This window comes from Acinetobacter sp. NBRC 110496, from assembly GCF_000876115.1.
Taxonomy (GTDB): Bacteria; Pseudomonadota; Gammaproteobacteria; order Pseudomonadales; family Moraxellaceae; genus Acinetobacter.
Genome location: NZ_BBTF01000002.1, coordinates 101,742 through 118,437 on the forward strand (window position 1 = coordinate 101,742; position 16,696 = coordinate 118,437).

18 protein-coding genes are annotated in these 16,696 nt (G+C 41.3%); 12 read left to right on the top strand and 6 right to left on the bottom strand.

Annotated features, from left to right (window positions below):
• Positions 1-57: 57 nt before the first annotated feature.
• A complete protein-coding gene (locus tag Aba26S_RS01725) occupies positions 58-1,383 on the bottom strand; it encodes a D-serine ammonia-lyase (RefSeq protein ID WP_043969864.1) in 1,326 nt (441 codons plus the stop codon).
• Between the two features lie 122 nt (positions 1,384-1,505).
• On the opposite strand from Aba26S_RS01725, the gene Aba26S_RS01730 reads away from it, so the two are divergent.
• From Aba26S_RS01730 to Aba26S_RS01770, 9 genes are all read left to right on the top strand, one after another.
• Positions 1,506-1,961 (top strand): GNAT family N-acetyltransferase, encoded by a 456-nt coding sequence (locus Aba26S_RS01730; protein WP_043969865.1) that lies wholly within the window; start codon positions 1,506-1,508, stop codon positions 1,959-1,961.
• Between the two features lie 194 nt (positions 1,962-2,155).
• On the top strand, positions 2,156-3,031 hold the full coding sequence (locus Aba26S_RS01735; protein ID WP_043969866.1) for a MaoC/PaaZ C-terminal domain-containing protein: 876 nt from the start codon (positions 2,156-2,158) through the stop codon (positions 3,029-3,031).
• Positions 3,032-3,049: 18 nt separating this feature from the next.
• Positions 3,050-5,329 carry a molybdopterin-dependent oxidoreductase gene (locus Aba26S_RS01740; protein WP_043969867.1) on the top strand — a complete coding sequence of 760 codons (2,280 nt, stop codon included), beginning with the start codon at positions 3,050-3,052 and terminating at the stop codon, positions 5,327-5,329.
• A gap of 278 nt (positions 5,330-5,607) precedes the next feature.
• Positions 5,608-6,645 carry a GTP 3',8-cyclase MoaA gene (gene moaA, locus Aba26S_RS01745; RefSeq protein WP_370538950.1) on the top strand — a complete coding sequence of 346 codons (1,038 nt, stop codon included), beginning with the start codon at positions 5,608-5,610 and terminating at the stop codon, positions 6,643-6,645.
• 22 nt (positions 6,646-6,667) lie between these two features.
• Entirely contained in the window at positions 6,668-6,919 is a 252-nt protein-coding gene (locus tag Aba26S_RS01750) for a MoaD/ThiS family protein (RefSeq protein WP_043969869.1), read from the top strand.
• Positions 6,920-6,921: 2 nt separating this feature from the next.
• Positions 6,922-7,461, top strand: coding sequence for a molybdenum cofactor biosynthesis protein MoaE (locus Aba26S_RS01755; protein WP_043969870.1), 540 nt, complete (start codon positions 6,922-6,924; stop codon positions 7,459-7,461).
• A gap of 17 nt (positions 7,462-7,478) precedes the next feature.
• Positions 7,479-8,402, top strand: a complete 924-nt coding sequence (gene moaCB, locus Aba26S_RS01760) for a bifunctional molybdenum cofactor biosynthesis protein MoaC/MoaB (protein ID WP_005241260.1) — start codon at positions 7,479-7,481, stop codon at positions 8,400-8,402.
• Positions 8,402-9,631 carry a molybdopterin molybdotransferase MoeA gene (locus Aba26S_RS01765; RefSeq protein WP_043969871.1) on the top strand — a complete coding sequence of 410 codons (1,230 nt, stop codon included), beginning with the start codon at positions 8,402-8,404 and terminating at the stop codon, positions 9,629-9,631. Before moaCB ends, Aba26S_RS01765 begins: the two co-directional genes overlap by 1 nt.
• 181 nt (positions 9,632-9,812) lie before the next feature.
• Positions 9,813-10,295, top strand: coding sequence for a helix-turn-helix domain-containing protein (locus Aba26S_RS01770; RefSeq protein WP_005241263.1), 483 nt, complete (start codon positions 9,813-9,815; stop codon positions 10,293-10,295).
• 5 nt (positions 10,296-10,300) lie between these two features.
• On the opposite strand, the gene Aba26S_RS01775 is transcribed toward Aba26S_RS01770, so the two are convergent.
• Positions 10,301-11,698, bottom strand: a complete 1,398-nt coding sequence (locus tag Aba26S_RS01775; RefSeq protein ID WP_043969872.1) for a PLP-dependent aminotransferase family protein — start codon at positions 11,696-11,698, stop codon at positions 10,301-10,303.
• A 122-nt stretch (positions 11,699-11,820) separates the two neighbouring features.
• On the opposite strand from Aba26S_RS01775, the gene Aba26S_RS01780 reads away from it, so the two are divergent.
• A complete protein-coding gene (locus Aba26S_RS01780; protein WP_043969873.1) occupies positions 11,821-12,684 on the top strand; it encodes a DMT family transporter in 864 nt (287 codons plus the stop codon).
• A 20-nt stretch (positions 12,685-12,704) separates the two neighbouring features.
• Here the strand turns inward: Aba26S_RS01780 and Aba26S_RS01785 are convergent, their stop codons facing one another.
• Genes Aba26S_RS01785 through tusD form a run of 4 tightly spaced genes read right to left on the bottom strand, consistent with a single transcriptional unit; the run spans position 12,705 to position 14,104 of the window.
• Positions 12,705-13,016 (bottom strand): TusE/DsrC/DsvC family sulfur relay protein, encoded by a 312-nt coding sequence (locus Aba26S_RS01785; RefSeq protein WP_005241268.1) that lies wholly within the window; start codon positions 13,014-13,016, stop codon positions 12,705-12,707.
• Between the two features lie 38 nt (positions 13,017-13,054).
• On the bottom strand, positions 13,055-13,330 hold the full coding sequence (locus Aba26S_RS01790) for a hypothetical protein (protein WP_043969874.1): 276 nt from the start codon (positions 13,328-13,330) through the stop codon (positions 13,055-13,057).
• Between the two features lie 11 nt (positions 13,331-13,341).
• A complete protein-coding gene (locus Aba26S_RS01795; protein ID WP_005241271.1) occupies positions 13,342-13,692 on the bottom strand; it encodes a hypothetical protein in 351 nt (116 codons plus the stop codon).
• A 43-nt stretch (positions 13,693-13,735) separates the two neighbouring features.
• Positions 13,736-14,104: a sulfurtransferase complex subunit TusD gene (tusD, locus tag Aba26S_RS01800; RefSeq protein ID WP_005241272.1), complete on the bottom strand. Its 369-nt coding sequence runs from the start codon at positions 14,102-14,104 to the stop codon at positions 13,736-13,738.
• A 68-nt stretch (positions 14,105-14,172) separates the two neighbouring features.
• On the opposite strand from tusD, the gene Aba26S_RS01805 reads away from it, so the two are divergent.
• Together Aba26S_RS01805 and fumC are read left to right on the top strand one after the other, a co-directional pair.
• Positions 14,173-15,180: an NAD-dependent epimerase/dehydratase family protein gene (locus tag Aba26S_RS01805; protein ID WP_043969875.1), complete on the top strand. Its 1,008-nt coding sequence runs from the start codon at positions 14,173-14,175 to the stop codon at positions 15,178-15,180.
• 115 nt (positions 15,181-15,295) lie between these two features.
• Positions 15,296-16,690, top strand: a complete 1,395-nt coding sequence (gene fumC / locus Aba26S_RS01810; protein WP_043969876.1) for a class II fumarate hydratase — start codon at positions 15,296-15,298, stop codon at positions 16,688-16,690.
• Positions 16,691-16,696 lie beyond the last annotated feature (6 nt).

Below are 16,696 nucleotides of genomic sequence, written 5' to 3' on the forward strand. Positions count from 1 at the left end.
AAGAAAACAGAGAAATGCCACTTCTCTGTTTATTCTACGGATTGGGCTAGGCGATGTTTATGCTTTCGCTAAATAATTTTGCATTTCTTCTACAGGAACCATTCCGCCACCCGTTGCCCATACAATATGATTGGCATGTTGTAACTGCTGTTGAGTAAATTGATGCAAGTTTATATAAGCTTGATGTTTGCTCACGAGAATTGGGCCTAACATCCCTGCGAGTGCAGAAGGTTCGAGTTGTAGATTTTCAGACTGGTTAAGCATTCCTAGTAAGCGATACATGGTTTGATCATCCAGTGTATAAAAAGCATCTAATAAGCGTTGCATGGCACGGCCGACAAAACCTGAAGCACGGCCCACAGCGAGACCATCTGCCGCGGTAATATTGTCAATGCCAATATCCTGAACGGAAATTTCATCATGTAAACCAGTGGCTACACCAAGTAACATACAAGGCGAATGGGTGGGTTCGGCAAAGATACAATGCACATGATCGCCAAAGGCCATTTTTAAGCCAAAAGCGACACCACCCGGTCCACCACCCACACCACAGGGTAAATAAACAAATAAAGGATGATCTTGATCGACAATAATATGCTGTTGATCCAATTGTTTTTTTAAACGTTCACCCGCAACGGCATAGCCTAAGAATAATGTTTTGGAATTTTCATCATCAATAAAAAAACAATCTGGATTTTCTAATGCTGCTTTTCGGCCAGCCTCTACTGCAACACCATAATCTTGCTCGTATTCAATTACCGTTACACCATGAGCGCGTAACTTGTCTTTTTTCCATTGGCGGGCATCGGCTGACATATGCACAGTCACATCAAAGCCTAATTTTGCGCTCATAATGCCAATCGAAAGTCCTAGATTGCCTGTAGAACCGACCGCGATGCAGTATTGACTAAAAAAATCTCTAAATTCGGGGCTGTCTAGCTTTGTGTAATCATCTTCAACGCTAAGCAGATTGGCTTGTAGTGCAAGTTGCTCAGCCCGATAAAGCACTTCATAAATACCACCACGTGCTTTAATTGATCCCGAAATTGGAAGATGGCTGTCTTTTTTCAGCCAGAGTTTGCCTGTAATTTTCTGATCGAAGCACATTTCAAGCGACTGTTGCATATTTGGGATTGTGCTTAGTTCCGATTCAATAATGCCTTGAGTTGCAAGCGTTTCTGGAAAGACAGCCATCAAGTAGGGGGCAAAACGTGCTAAGCGGTCACGGGCATCATCAATATCAGATTGATTAAGACCCACATAGGGCAAGCCCTGTTCAAGTGTCGTAAACTCAGGGTTAAACCAGATGCTTTCTTTAAGTTCAATCAGGTCTTTAACAATAGGGTAGCGTGTTACGAGGTCTTGAATTTGATCTGATTGCATACAGGTACTCAAAAAGTTTAAATTAATGTGGGTTCGTACAGTTTAGAAAACTTATTATTGATGTTGTATTGATCGTGAACTCCGTCAAAGTCATAAATCTTATTATAGATAAGAGGTGAGTAGTGATTGTATCTGCGACAAATGAACATTCACTTGAAGTTGTTAACGTTATACAACAAAGTATTCTCTCTTGTACGCTTGATCATAGGGATGATGCCACGATTATTCAGCATTGGTTAGAAAATAAAACTGAAGCGAATATAGGTGAGTGGATTAACAATAATATTTGTTTTTTATATTGCTTTTCAGGAAAAGTGGTTGGATTTATATGTATGTCTAGACATGGGAATTTATTTCTAAATTACATATTACCTGGTTTTCAAAATCAGGGCATTGGTGAAAAGCTTTTAAAGTATCTGATTGAGTATTGCAAAACTAATCATATTCAGACGATATTTTTAGAGTCTACTTTGACAGCGCTTAATTTCTATAAAAAACATAATTTTAAAGTAGTTGATGTGGTCACTGAAAATGAAAGAATAGTGGCTTATGAGATGTTGCTCCATGTAAAAATTTAAGGTTGGAAAATAGGCCTTAGCATTACCTGATTATTTGTTGTTAATTTCTGGTTAATGTACTTGACCTTTAATTAAATGAGTTCTATTTTGGAACTTAATTGGTTTTTGACCAGATCAGGCTTGTCTAATCAGGACTAGAATTAACCCAACTATGGTTTGAGAACTGAGAAAAATAAAAGGAACAGGAGTTTCATATGTTTGCGATTCGTTACCAACAGATTCCATTGCAATTCTTATTTGAGCATCAGGCAACTTTGGCCGGACTTGGAAAAATAGGCTTACGCAGTCTTAAAAAAACAAAGATTTCTCCAGTTGACTGGCAGTCATTAGCATCGATTAATGAAGTGATTGATGCGCCGAGTCATGATTTAATCGAACATTACATCCAATGGAGTGGCGCTGAGCCTGATAAATATCATGACTCAATTCCACCACATATGGTGTCACAATGGGGACTATCCTTTACGACGCGATTATTGCTCCAAACGCATTATCCATTGAGTCAAGTGATCAATCAGGGCGTTAGCCTGAAAATTCATGGCAAGATTCCAAGAACAGAAAAACTCATGATTCAAGCCAAGATCGCACAGGTGGATGAGCGTAATGGTTTGGCGCGTATTTCAGTTCAAATTACCACAGGTACGATTGCTGAACCTGAACTGGTGGAAGCGGTACTACATATGGCTTTTATTCTGCCTCATTTTGAAAAAACCAAGCGCTTGGACACCGCAGACACAAAGCTTTGGCATACACTTGGCGAATGGTCGGCTCGTTCAGATGATGGTTTGAAATTTGCCTTACTCACAGGAGACTTCAATCCGATTCACTGGGTTACACCATTAGCCAAACTGTCAAACTTTGGTCAAAAAGTGCTGCATGGCTTTGGGGTGTTTGCACGTAGTTTTGAATTTCTTCCAGAACCGATTCAGCAAATTGATGTCCGCTTCCTAAAACCGGTCAAACTTCCTTCAGGGCATAACCGCGTGGAAACCAGTACCGAGCAGGAACAAAAGTATCTCCGTGTTGTTGGTTCAGCAGGGCAAATCTGCTTAATGGGCCAATATTCATAAAATAATAAGGTGAGACCAATGACGACGCTTACAGCAGCAAGACAGGATGTAACAGCTTGTATTTTGTGTTCACGCAATTGTGGACTCAGTGTAGAAATTGAAGATAACCAGTTTAAGAAGATTAAAGGTGATGATCAGCATCCTTTCTCGCAAGGCTATATCTGCCAGAAGGCCGCACGTTTGCAGCATTACCAACAACATGCTGATCGTTTAACTTCACCGTTAAAACGTCAGGCAGATGGTTCATTTAAAGAGATTAGCTGGGAACACGCCATTCAGGAAATTGCTGAGCAGCTTGTACAAATTCGAAATAACCATGGCGGAACTGCCTTTGCATCTGTAGGTGGTGGTGGTCAGGGGAATCATTTAGGTGCTGCTTATGGTCGTCAGTTGCTCTATGCCATGAAAAGTTTTTATTCCTATAATTCTTTGGCGCAGGAAAAAACGGGCGATTTCTGGGTCAATGGTCGTTTGTTTGGCAGCCAAGCGTGTCATACCACCGAAGATGTAGAGCATGCAGATTATGTGCTGTTTATTGGCACTAATCCTTTTCAGGCGCATGGGATTCCAAATGCACGAGACACTTTAAAACATATTAAAAAAGATCCGAATCGGACCATGGTGGTGTTTGATCCACGCGTGACTGAAACCGCTAAACAAGCTGATATCCATGTGCAATTAAAACCAGGGAGTGATGCTTATCTGATGTCCGCTATGATTGCAATTATATTGCAAGAAGAACTGTATGATCAGCAATTTATTCAGCAGTATACGCATGGCTTTGATCAGGTTAAACAAGCTTTTCTAGCGGTTCCAATTGAAGAATATATCCAAAAAGCGGATGTCTCCGTAGAACTGATTTATCAGATTGCGCGTGATTTTGCCAAGGCACAACGTGCTTGTGTCCGAATTGATCTCGGTATTCAACATACCTTAAATACCACTTTAAATGGTTATCTGGAAAAACTTTTATATTTGCTCACAGGGAATTTTGGTCAACAAGGCGGCAATAATCTGCATACCATGTTTATTCCAATCCTCAGTAATACCGATGAACGTAATCCTAAATATCGCCGTACCGTACATCATAAAATGTTCCCGATTTCAGGCTTCTTTCCTCCGAATATTTTACCTGATGAGATTATAAAAGCAGGGGAAAAGCGAGTTCGTGCGGTGTTTGTGGACAGTTGTAATCCCTTATTGACCTATCCCGATACTGCCGCTTATGAACAGGCTTTTCAGTCCTTAGAGCTCTTGGTGGTGGTCGATGTGGCCATGACCGAAACAGCACGAATGGCGCATTATGTGTTACCTGCACATAGTCAATTTGAAAAGTGGGAACTTACAGGATTTAATCTGGAATTTCCGAAGAATGGCTTTCATTTACGCCATCCCTTATTTAAGGCACAAGGTAATAGCCTGCCTGAAGCGGAAATCTATACCCGTCTGCTCGAAGCCATGCAGGTCATTCCTAAACAATTTCCGATGTTGAGTAAAATTGCAGAAAAAGATTCGGCCAATACCGCGTATCTTGCCTATTTCGGTGCGCTAGGTATCAGTTTTGCGAAAAATAAAAAGTTAATTCCCTATGCTGCGTCAATTGTATATCGAACCTTAGGCAAAACGTTGCCGAATGATGCTGCATCAACTGCCTTGCTATTACCCTTATGTATGCAATATGCAGCTCAACATTACCAAGCGGTAAAACAAGCAGGCTATGTTGGTAATCGTTTAAACCTAGGTGTTAAGTTATTCCAGAACATTTTGCAGCAACGCTCAGGCGTGGTGTTATCACAACATGACTATGCCGATGTTTGGGAATTGATCGCCTATAAAGATAAGAAAATTCGTTTGGCAATTCCTGAAATGTTTATCGAGTTAGCTCAGTTAAAACAACGGTCTTTGACTTTAACTGATGCATATCCCTTTATTTTGCTCGCGGGTGAACGTCGTAGTTATAACGCCAATCAAATTTATCGTGATCCTGCTTGGCATAAAGTCGATGCAGAAGGGCGTTTAAGGATCAATCCTGAGGATGCGCAGATTTTTGGGGTCGAAACAGGACAGATGCTGCACTGTATTTCTGAGCATGGCAAGATTCAGGTCACGGTTGAACTTGATGAGGGCATGCGGAAAGGCGTGGTATCGTTGCCGCATGGATATGGATTACGCTATCGGGGTGGAGAACCGATTGGGCCACAATTGAATCGTCTTACTTCTTCTCAACATTGCGATCCATTGTCCAAGACACCCTATCATAAATATGTGCCTGTACGTTTGGAGCGGCTCACAACTTAGACCATTAGCCTATTGATATTTCTGTTGAAATGCACCAAATTCTTACATGTTGCTTAAATCATGTTTGCAATGGGTGCAATATAAACTGAACAAAAATATGCTGACAGGCGCTATTTTTCTTTGTAGATTGAAACAGACTGATTCAATTAAATAAGTAACATCATCATAAAGTTGCTATGGGATTGGAATAATTATTGCTATAAAAATAATTCACTGTGATGCGTACAACAAGGATGCACAGAAGCTGTGCTAAACCCAGTAAAAGATTCACAAAATGAGTGCGTATGATGAAGCATGAGAGACCTGAAACGAGCTTACCGATCTTGCAAGATCAGTATGGTCGTATTAAGCGTAAGTTACGGATTTCGGTGACGGATCGCTGTAATTTTAAATGCGTTTATTGTATGCCTGAGCATCCGCAATGGATGAAAAAGCACGATTTACTGAGTTTTGAAGCCTTATTAATATTTTGCAAATATATGGTTCAACAAGGGATTGAAAATATTCGTATCACAGGGGGGGAACCCCTTATGCGTCAAGGTGTGGTGCATTTTATTCGGGATTTACAAGCTTTCAGGGCTTTGGGACTTAAACGCATTTCAATCACCACCAATGGTCATTATTTAGCGAAGTATGCGGAACAATTGAAGCAAGCGGGCTTGGATGATCTGAATATTAGTCTGGATAGTCTTGACCCGATTCAATTTAAACAACTGACTAAAAAAGAGCTTAGCCCTGTATTGAATGGTATTGAAGCAGCAAAACAAGCAGGGCTTCCATTCAAAATCAATTGTGTTTTGATGCAGGGTCAAAACCATGACCAGATTTTGCCGATGGTATGCTGGGCAAAACAGCATAACATTCCATTACGTTTTATTGAGTTTATGCCACTGGATGGCGATCAGCATTGGACCAATCAAGCGGTGGTGAGTGAGGCTGAAATTCTAGCGCAGCTCAAACCTTATTATGATATTCAAGTCTTGCAACAGCAGCATGAGCCTGCACGGATCTACCAACTGGATGGTCAATATCAACTGGGCATCATTTCAACCATCACGCATTCTTTTTGTGGCGATTGTGATCGCATCCGCTTGACCGCTCAGGGTGAACTCTACAACTGTTTATTTGCGCAACAAGGGCTTAATATCAAAACTGATTTAGAAGCTGCTAAGCAGTCCAATCCGGATATTAAACAGCACGCATTACAACAGCTTGATCAGAAAATTAAGCCTTATATTTGGCATAAGGCCAAAGGCTATCATGCACTACAGCATCAACAAGCACGTAAAATCAGCATGCATATGCTGGGTGGTTAAATAAAAGTGGTCTGGAGAACATATGCAAACCATTGAGATTAAAATAGAAGCGTTTGGGGCAATCGAAAGGTTATTACCAAAGCCACTGGCATTTGAGTTTGCAGCAGACCGAATGGTCAAAGATGTATTGGCACATATTGTGACGCTTTATCCAGAGGCAAATCATGCCATGGAAAAATGTGCCTGTGCGATAGGCGAAGATATTATTACACGCCAAACCGCTTTAGAAACTTCCTGTACCTTGGTGTTGTTGTCACCTGTAGCGGGAGGTTAAACATGCGTGAATTTGCCAGAGTACAAGATCAGGCTTTAAGCCTTGATTCTGTTGATCCGATTCAGTCCTTTCCTGAATGTGGTGGGATTGATATTTTTATTGGCACGGTCCGCAATCACCATGAAGGTAAAGCAGTTAAAGCTTTAAAATATACCTCTTATACACCTGTTGCTGAGAAAATGATTCGTGAGATTGAACAGCAAATCCAAGAAAAATATCAGGTCTCTTATGTTCGGGTGATGCATCGGATTGGCTATTTGGATGTCAGTGAAACGGCGATTATTGCCATAGCCTACGCAGCACATCGCCGTGAAGCTTTTCAAGCCTGTGAAGAGGCGGTTGAGCGGGTCAAACATGAAGTGCCGATCTGGAAAGAAGAATTTTTTATGGATGGAACCAGTCAATATGTCGAAGGTTGCTGTATTCGTAAAGATCAAACCGATAATGTTCAAGCGAAAATCCCCCTAAGTCCCCCTTTATTAAAGAGGGATTTACCCGAGCATCACCATGAAAATTGTAGCCATGAGCATACACACGAATAAAGCGTCAGGAAGTTAAAATGAAAAATGTTGGGATGAAACCCGAGAGTTATCGTGTTGCAGAAGCACAAGCGATTTTACATGCCCCTGCGCATTGCATTCAGTTACTCCGAGATGGCAATACTGAAAAAGGTGATGCCTTAAAAACGGCTCGTATTGCAGGGATTCTAGCGGCTAAACGTACGGATGAGTTGATTCCACTCTGCCATCCATTACCGATCTACCGCGCCGATGTTGATTATGACCTACATGATGATCATGTGGTGATTCTGACGACGGTTGAGACGATTGGCCCTACAGGCGTAGAAATGGAAGCGCTAACCGCTGCAAGCCTAGCGGGTTTAACACTGTATGACATGCTTAAGCCGCATTGTGAGCCCGAAGAACTGTGTCTGGATCAATGCAAATTGCTCAAGAAAAAAGGCGGTAAATCACACTTTAAACGCACTTTACGTCAACCTGTTTCAGCGGCAGTAATTGTACTGTCAGATACGGTTGCAGCAGGTCGTAAACCAGACACCGCAGGTAAATCGGTTGTAGAAACTTTGACTGAAGCGGGCTTTGATCCAATTCATTATCAAATCTTGCCAGATGAAGCTGATCAGCTTAAAGATCTGGTTCTGGAACTGACCAAATCTTATGCCTGTATTATGACAGTAGGTGGAACAGGTATTGGCAAGCGCGATATTACCGTGGATACCCTAGAGCCACTATTAGAGCGCAAACTTGATGGCTTAATGGAGGCAGCACGCTCATTTGGGCAAAAACGTACACCTTATGCGGCGATGTCTCGCGGTGTTGCCGGGTTTATTGACCGTTCATTGGTGGTGACCTTACCGGGAAGCCGTGGCGGCGCAAGCGAATCCATGGCGGCAATTTTGCCTGCACTGGTGCATATTTTTGATGTCTGTCGTGATCTACCCCATCCGGGAGGTTATGAATAATGTCTGGATGTGGTGCCGAAAAAGGTCTGATTAGTATTGATGAAGCATTGGCATTGGTGCAAACCCAGCCTAAAGCTTTAAAAATTGAGACATTGCCTTTAGCCGATGGACTGAATCGTTATCTCGCCAAATCGATCAACTCCAATGTCAATCTACCGAGTTTTTCGCAAAGTGCAGTGGATGGCTATGCCCTGAATAGTTCTGTTGAGAAGCTTCAGGACACGGTATATGACGTGATGGGTGAAATTAAGGCAGGCAGTGAGTCTGAGCATCAGCTCCAAGATGGGCAAGCAATTCGTATTTTCACTGGTGGGAAAACTCCTGAGGGAACAACACATGTTGCTCGGCAAGAAATCGTCGCGATTGAAGCCAATCAAACCATTCGATTGACTGAACATATTTCAGCGCAAGCGGATATCCGTTTTGTCGGTGAAGAAGTGCAACGAGGTCAGCCACTGGCAGATGTTGGGCAGCGCATCAATATTGGTGCACTTGCAGCACTCAGTATGGCTGGGGTACAAAGCATCGATGTGTTTCAATCACCTAAAGTGGTTGTGGTCATTACTGGGGATGAAGTTGCAGAAACGCCTGAAGATTTGCAGACAGGGAAAGTGTTTGATGCCAATGGGCCATTATTAAAAGCTTGGTTGCAAGACTATGGTATCGATGCGGAAATTTTGCATATTGCCGATGAGACTGAGCAAGTCACGCAATGTTTTGAGCGCCTAAAACAGCAATATGATCTGATCATTACCACGGGTGGTGTTTCCGTTGGCGATTATGATTTTGTTCGGCCATGCGCTTTTGAAACGGGTTTTGAACAAATCTTCTGGAAAGTGAAGCAAAAACCGGGTAAGCCACTGTTCTTTGCTGAGTATACAGATCAAGATCATAGTTGCTATTTATTGGGTTTACCGGGTAATCCAGCAGCGGTGTATGTGTGTATGCAAGTCTATGGCAAAGCTTTATTAGATGCCTTGCAAAACCAACGCCAGCCCTTGCAATGGTTGAGCGGTGTGCTCACTCATGATTTAAAATCGGATGCACGTGAACGTTTTTTAAGAATGCAGGCTTATTTTGATCAAGGGCAACTCAAGTTCCAAAGCTTGGCGAAACAGCAATCGCATATGTTGAGTAATTTAATGCAGGCCAATAGTCTGGTCCGTATCCCCGCCAATACCAAACTGGAAGTAGGACAAATCCTTGCTGGGCTATTCATTCATAACTAAATTGTTTTGATGAATTTATGTAAAATGACTGAATATTGGTACTTTTAGCCTAGTGCCAATATTGCATCTGATGGATAAGGTGATTTAGTGTATATTTTATATTGTTTAGTTTCTAAACATGACGGTTCAAGACATTGATGTCTTTTAAATAAAACTTTAAAAAAATGATTAGGTGATAATAATGAAATGGGATGAAATTGGCGACCAGCCATGTTCAGTGGCGAGGACGCTCTCAGTGTTGGGTGATCGTTGGACAATGCTCATCTTGCGAAATGCATTTATGGGTATACGTCGCTTTGATGATTTTCAGCGCAGTCTAGGGTTGACGCGGCATGTACTTTCAGAGCGTTTAAAGCGCTTGGTGGAGCATGGGATTTTAACCAAAGTACCTTATGTCGATCGTCAGGAGCGTTTTGAATATCAACTCACAGATAAGGGCTTAGACCTTTATCCAATTATTCTTTCTATGGTGCAATGGGCCGATAAGTGGATGGATATGGGGTTAGGTAAACCCGTTGAATTTACGCATAAAAGTTGCGGGCGAAAAGTTAATCCCAAAGTGGTCTGTTCTGAATGTAATCAACCGATTCACGCTAAAGATGTACGAGTCGCGGCAGGTCCAGGCTATTTTGCCTTTATTGAACAAAAGCAGAAAACAGCATGATTTGCTTATCGCCTTTGTTGTTCTATTTCATGCTGAATGGCATGGGATAGAACCTCAAAGACTTTAGGCTCAAGTGATTGTGCTACATTAAAACGAATAAAATTCTTAAAATTCTGACTTTGGCTAAACGCATTGCCCGGAGCCAGAATCACACCATGCTCTAAGCAATTCTGCGCAATACGTGCGGTATCAAAATGTTCAGGTAATTTACACCACAAGAAAATGCCAGCGGATGGTTTAACCCATGCGTTGATTCCGAGTTTCTCAAGTTGCTTCACTGTTGCGTCCATTGCTTTGGCCAAGCGTATTTTTAGCTCTTCTAGGTATTTACGGTAATTACCATCGGTCAATGCGGCATACAGAATTTCTGAAGAGAGGTTATTACCCCCAAAACAGGTTGCGATTTTGATATCAGCCAAGTCCTCGATCCATTCTGATTGGCTTGCAATATAGCCCGTACGGACAGAACCTGATAATGTTTTAGAAAAACTACCAATATGAATGACACGGGATAAGCCGTCTAATGCGGCCAGACGAGGGGCGCTATGTCGTTCTAGATCTGCAAAAATATCATCTTCAATCACCACCAGATTAGACTGTTCAACCAGTTTTAAGACTTGATACGCTGTTGATGCGGTTAATACCGCTCCCGTTGGATTATGAATACCTGAGTTGGTAATGTAGAGGCGTGGATTATGGATTTTGATGGCTTGAGCAAAAGCTTCCAGATCAGGCCCTGCAGGCGTGTAAGGCACACCAATGATTTGGATTTGATGAACTTTCAGCAATGCATGGAAGTTAAAATAACAAGGGTCATCCACTAAAACCACATCATTCGGTTTGAGAAAATAACGACAAATTAAATCGATAGCCTGTGTGCCCGAGTCTGTCAATAAAATTTGATTGGGTTGTGCTTCAATACCTTTGCTTAATATTCTACGTGAGAGTAATTCACGTAAAGGTGCTAGGCCTAATGGCGTTGAATAATTCGTCAAAGTGTTTGAAGGAGCTTTGGATACTTTACGAATGGCTTTACGAATATTTTCATGTGGCATCCAGTCATCAGGTAACCAACCGCAGCCCGGTTTTAAAACACCTTGTTTTGCTTCGAGGGCTTGTCTTGAAATCCAGAGTGGATCGATACTCCGATCGATTTTGGGATGAATTTCAGAGATGGATAAAGGTGCAAGTGGTCCTGCAACAAAAAAACCTGAACCTGTTTTTGCCTCAATAATGCCTTGAGAAGCAAGGCGTTCATAGGCTTCAACGATTGTTGAGACAGATAGATGAAGTACAGTAGCCAAAGCACGGACTGAGGGTAAACGTGAGCCGGGTAGTAATGAGCGGTTTTTTATTTGTTCCTGAATATGCTGGATTACAAAATCAATTTTAGTACTTTTCATGAGAGCATCTTTAACTGTATGGGTAAAATAACCAATACAGTTATTTGAAATTGTACTGTACTGTGTGTGGTATTTAAACCATATCACAGTTTAAATTCTCCATGTGGATTTGGAGAAAATAAATGAAAACTTTAAATAGCGGCTGGTTCAATGGTCTGATTGGTGTAATTATTTTCGCAGGGTCGTTACCTGCAACACGTGTTGCAGTCATGGACTTTAGTCCCACCTTTTTAACAGCTGCCCGTGCTACGATTGCTGGACTACTTGGTTTGGCCTTGATTTTATTATCGCGTCAGCAGTTACCAGAGCGCAAAGATTGGCTGCCATTATTTTATGTTGCACTGGGAGTGGTGGTTGGCTTTCCACTGTTTACGGCTTTGGCACTTCAATATGTTAGTGCTGCACATACCATTGTTTTTGTGGGTTTATTGCCACTGGCAACTGCGATTTTTGGCGTGTTAAGAGGTGGAGAAAGACCAAATTTAGCTTTTTGGTTATTCGCTATTTTAGGTGGGATGCTGGTTTTTGGTTATATGCTGATTCAAACAGGGAGCTGGGCATTTAATTATGGTGACACGTTCATGCTCTTGGCGATTTTGCTTTGTGCTTTTGGTTATGCCGAAGGGGGTAAGCTATCGAAACATTTAGGGGGGTGGCAAGTCATTTGCTGGGCGTTGATTATTACCTTACCGATCATGCTACTTCTCTCTTATTTGTATATGCCTGCAAACTTTGCTGGAGTTTCAACATCGGCAAAACTAGGTTTAGCTTATGTGTCTTTATTCAGTATGCTGATCGGTTTTTTCTTCTGGTATAAGGGCTTGGCACAAGGGGGGATTGCCACAGTTGGTCAGTTACAACTGCTGCAACCTATCTTTGGTTTGGCAATTGCCGCTGTCTTATTGCATGAACAAGTCAGTGCAGCGATGTTCGCCGTGACGGTTGCAGTAATCCTTTGTGTTGCTTTCGCCAAAAAATATGCATGATGCTCATGCATATACATAGCTTATAGACAATTTGCAGGTTTAGGTACACCCGCTAAACGGCTTAAATGACGAGCGACTAAACCTGTATTAAACTTCTGCTGCAACAAGGCATTATCAATTTCAGCATTAACAGTTTTCATTAAAAACTTAATGAGTGGACGTGTTGCAGGTGAATGACCAAATTGTTGATAGAACTGTCTTACAGCATAAAGAATCTCAAAATGCCAATCCGTTAATTGTAAATCTAAAGACTTTGCCAACTCTTGAGCAACGTTTTGATCCCAAATGCTGTAATCAACTAAATGGCCGTCTTGGTCTAATTCTAACTGCATAAAATAGCCTAAAAAATAAAAAATGAATGAAAGAAATATTATTTCAAAGAAACACAACGTTTGAATTTTAAGCTGAGCTCTGCAAATTGGGCATAATCGATTGCCTGAATTTTGTCTTTAACTTCATCATTAAGAAGATTGTGCTCATTACTTAAACAATAAATGTGATGATAAGTTGCTGTAATTAATGCAGACACCTGAATTGCTGCATCACCCATAATCACAATATAGTCATCAGATTGTGCCATTTTTACTAAGTCAGACCAGAGCTGTTCTGTTGCAGATTGGACTAAAAAGAGCGTTGTTTTTTCCATAATGAAACACCTTACCAGTATAGTATATGATCAAATGACTGGATAAACTCTGGATTGAGATCAATGAATTCGATCTCCTGATCTGTATTTTTAATGATTCTCAGTTCTTGATTTTCATATTCAATTAAAATTGGAGTCAAATCATAGAACTCAAAACTTTCAACCATATTGGCTGCAATTTTAAACTCATGTTTAAGTTGATCAAATTCTAACTTATTGTCCAATAGGTTAATTGCCGCACACTTTAATAATACTTTGACAGAAATACCAAAGGTTGCTAAAACCATAGTTGCGGACAAGCTTTCATTGATTTGCAAACTTGTTAAGTTAGGTTGCGTTAGGATGACGAGTACAGATTTCACACAATTTACCTTTTCAAAGCAACACTGTAGTAAAGAACTTAAATTAAAATTGAATTAAACGAGAACAGCTTTGTACTGCGTCAGCAAGCTCACCAAGACCAACCAGTTCAAAGCCTTTGGCTAAGTTGTAATGTTGGAGTGAATGGCGCTTTGCATTGTCCGCATCAGTGATTCCCCGAGCAAGGGCAGCACTGACACAGACAGGGAGTCGAATGCCGAGCTTTTGCCATTCTTGTTTTAGATTGCGTTGATCATCAGGAAACCACTGTAAGTCATTCGCAACCTGAACACCATCTTGGTAAAAGAAGACTTGAAGTTCTTCATGCTTATTTTGTAAGGCTTGAGCTAAACCAAAAGCATGCCAAGCCAAAATTGACGTAGGCGCAGAAGTAATTAGCAGTAGTGTACTCATTGAATATTCACTATGGTCGTAGTAGGCAAAAATAATGATGGATAGATTTAAAGGAAGGTAAGTATACAATGATTTTGCTGACAGGTGGTTTAGGCTTTATTGGTTCGCATATAGCTTTGAGTCTGTTGGCTCATGGTCAAGAAATTGTTATTGTGGATAATTTAGCCAATTCAACCTTACAGACCTTAGAGCGGCTCGAATATATTTCAGGCATGTATATTCCATTTGCGAAACTGGATGTCCGTAATACACCAGCTCTAAATAAAGTATTCGAACAATATTCAATTGATACAGTGATTCATACAGCCAGTTTTAAATCTTTAGAAGAATCTGTGTTAAAACCGCTGGAATATTATAATGACAACGTCAGTAGCATAATGAGCTTATTAAGAGCTATGCAGCGAATGGGGGTTAGACAGTTAATTAATCTGTCGAGTTTGGCTGTATATGGCCAATCAGATGCGAAACTATCTGAAGAAACCAAGTTTAATTATAGCTACCCGAATCCCTATGTTCGATCACAGCAAATGGTCGAAGATATTATTGCTGATACTTATAAAGTCGATCCTGAATGGCGTATTGTGAACTTGCGTTTATCGAATATTGTGGGTGCATTTGAACATGGTGTTTTAGGTGAATTTGTTACGCAATTACCCAAAAATATTGTGCCTTTGGCCTTACAGGTTGCAGCGATGCAACGCGAATATATTGAATTGCAAAATCAGGCAGCAACGGCTGATGGTACGGTTGAGCGAAGTTTCCTACATGTTTTGGATGCATGCGAGGCAATCCTAAAAACATTGAATTGGCTGAAGTCACAACATAATTGCTTAGCGTCATTCAATATTGCACATTCGCAACTGACATCGATTCAAACTTTGCTGAATGAAATTGAAAAGGTGACGCAAACAAAAGTGAATACTCAACCAGCGGTTTTTCAACATCAAGAAATAGCGCAACTCGGGGCAGCTTTAGAGAAAGCAGAGAAGGTATTGAATTGGTCTCCAAAGCGACCTTTGACTGTGATGATTGAAGATGAATGGCGGTTCTATTTAAATACCTTAAAAGGTAATTAAGATAATGATTCTTATTTACAATTATATCTGCTTTGATTAGGATAATGGCTACTAGCCAAAGCATCACCTTGCTTCAGCCCGTGAGAACTTTAACCAAATAGAGCAGAGGTTGTTTATGCAAATGCGAATTGAACACGACACAATGGGCGAAATTGAAGTACCCAATGACGCTTTATGGGGGGCGCAAACGCAACGGAGTCTACAAAACTTTAAGATTGGTCAGGAGCGCTTACCGCGGGCGATGATTCGTGCAATGGGGTTGGTCAAGAAAGCTGCTGCAATGACCAATGCTGAGTTAAAACAACTGCCTGAAGATTTGAGCCAGTATATTGTTGGTGCTGCTGAAGAAGTGATTGCTGGACAATGGGATTCACAATTTCCCTTGGTGGTTTGGCAAACAGGTTCAGGCACACAAAGCAATATGAACTGTAATGAGGTGATTGCCAATATTGCTAATCAGAAATTAGGGCAGGCATTGGGAGCACAGAAACCAGTACACCCAAACGACCATGTCAATCGTGCACAATCGACCAATGACTCTTTTCCAACTGCAATTCATGTTGCAGCCAGTATCCAAATTAATGAATTACTGATTCCTGCTGTTGAAAAACTCAAGGCTACTCTGGAACGTAAATCAAAAGAATTTGATGATATCGTGAAAATTGGGCGGACGCATTTGCAAGACGCAACCCCTTTGACCTTAGGGCAAGAATTTACTGGTTATGTGTCGCAGCTGGAACATGGCTTAAAACGTTTACAGCAAGCGCTTGCAGGTTTGTATGAGTTACCGTTAGGTGGTACAGCTGTGGGAACTGGATTGAATGCACATCCTGACTATGCAGTGAAAGCAGCTGAGCAGTTGGCTGAACTTACAGGCTTACCATTTGTCACGGCACCGAATAAATTTGAGGCTTTGGCAGGTCGTGATGCCGCTGTGTTTGCATCAGGCGCATTAAAAACGCTAGCAGTAAGTTTAAATAAAATCGCGAATGATATTCGTTGGTTGGCAAGTGGCCCACGCTGTGGTTTTGGTGAAATCCGTATTCCAGAGAATGAACCTGGTTCGAGTATTATGCCTGGCAAAGTCAATCCCACGCAGAGCGAAGCAATGACCATGGTTGTTGCACAAGTCTTAGGGAATGACACTACGATCAACGTTGCAGGGGCTTCGGGTAACTTTGAGCTCAATGTGTTTATGCCTGTGATTGCATACAACTTATTGCAATCAATTCAGTTATTGGGTGATGCATGTAATAGCTTTAATGATCATTGTGCGGTTGGAATTGAACCAAACCGTGAAAAAATTGATTACTTCCTGCATAATTCCTTGATGTTAGTCACGGCACTTAATCCTGTTATTGGCTATGAGAATTCGGCTAAAGTTGCGAAAACTGCGTATAAGGAGAATAAAACCTTAAAACAGGTTGCAGTTGAACTCGGACTGGTTACCGAAGCGCAATTTGATGAGGTGGTAAAACCTGAAAATATGGTTTCTCCAAATAGTAAGTAAGCTTGA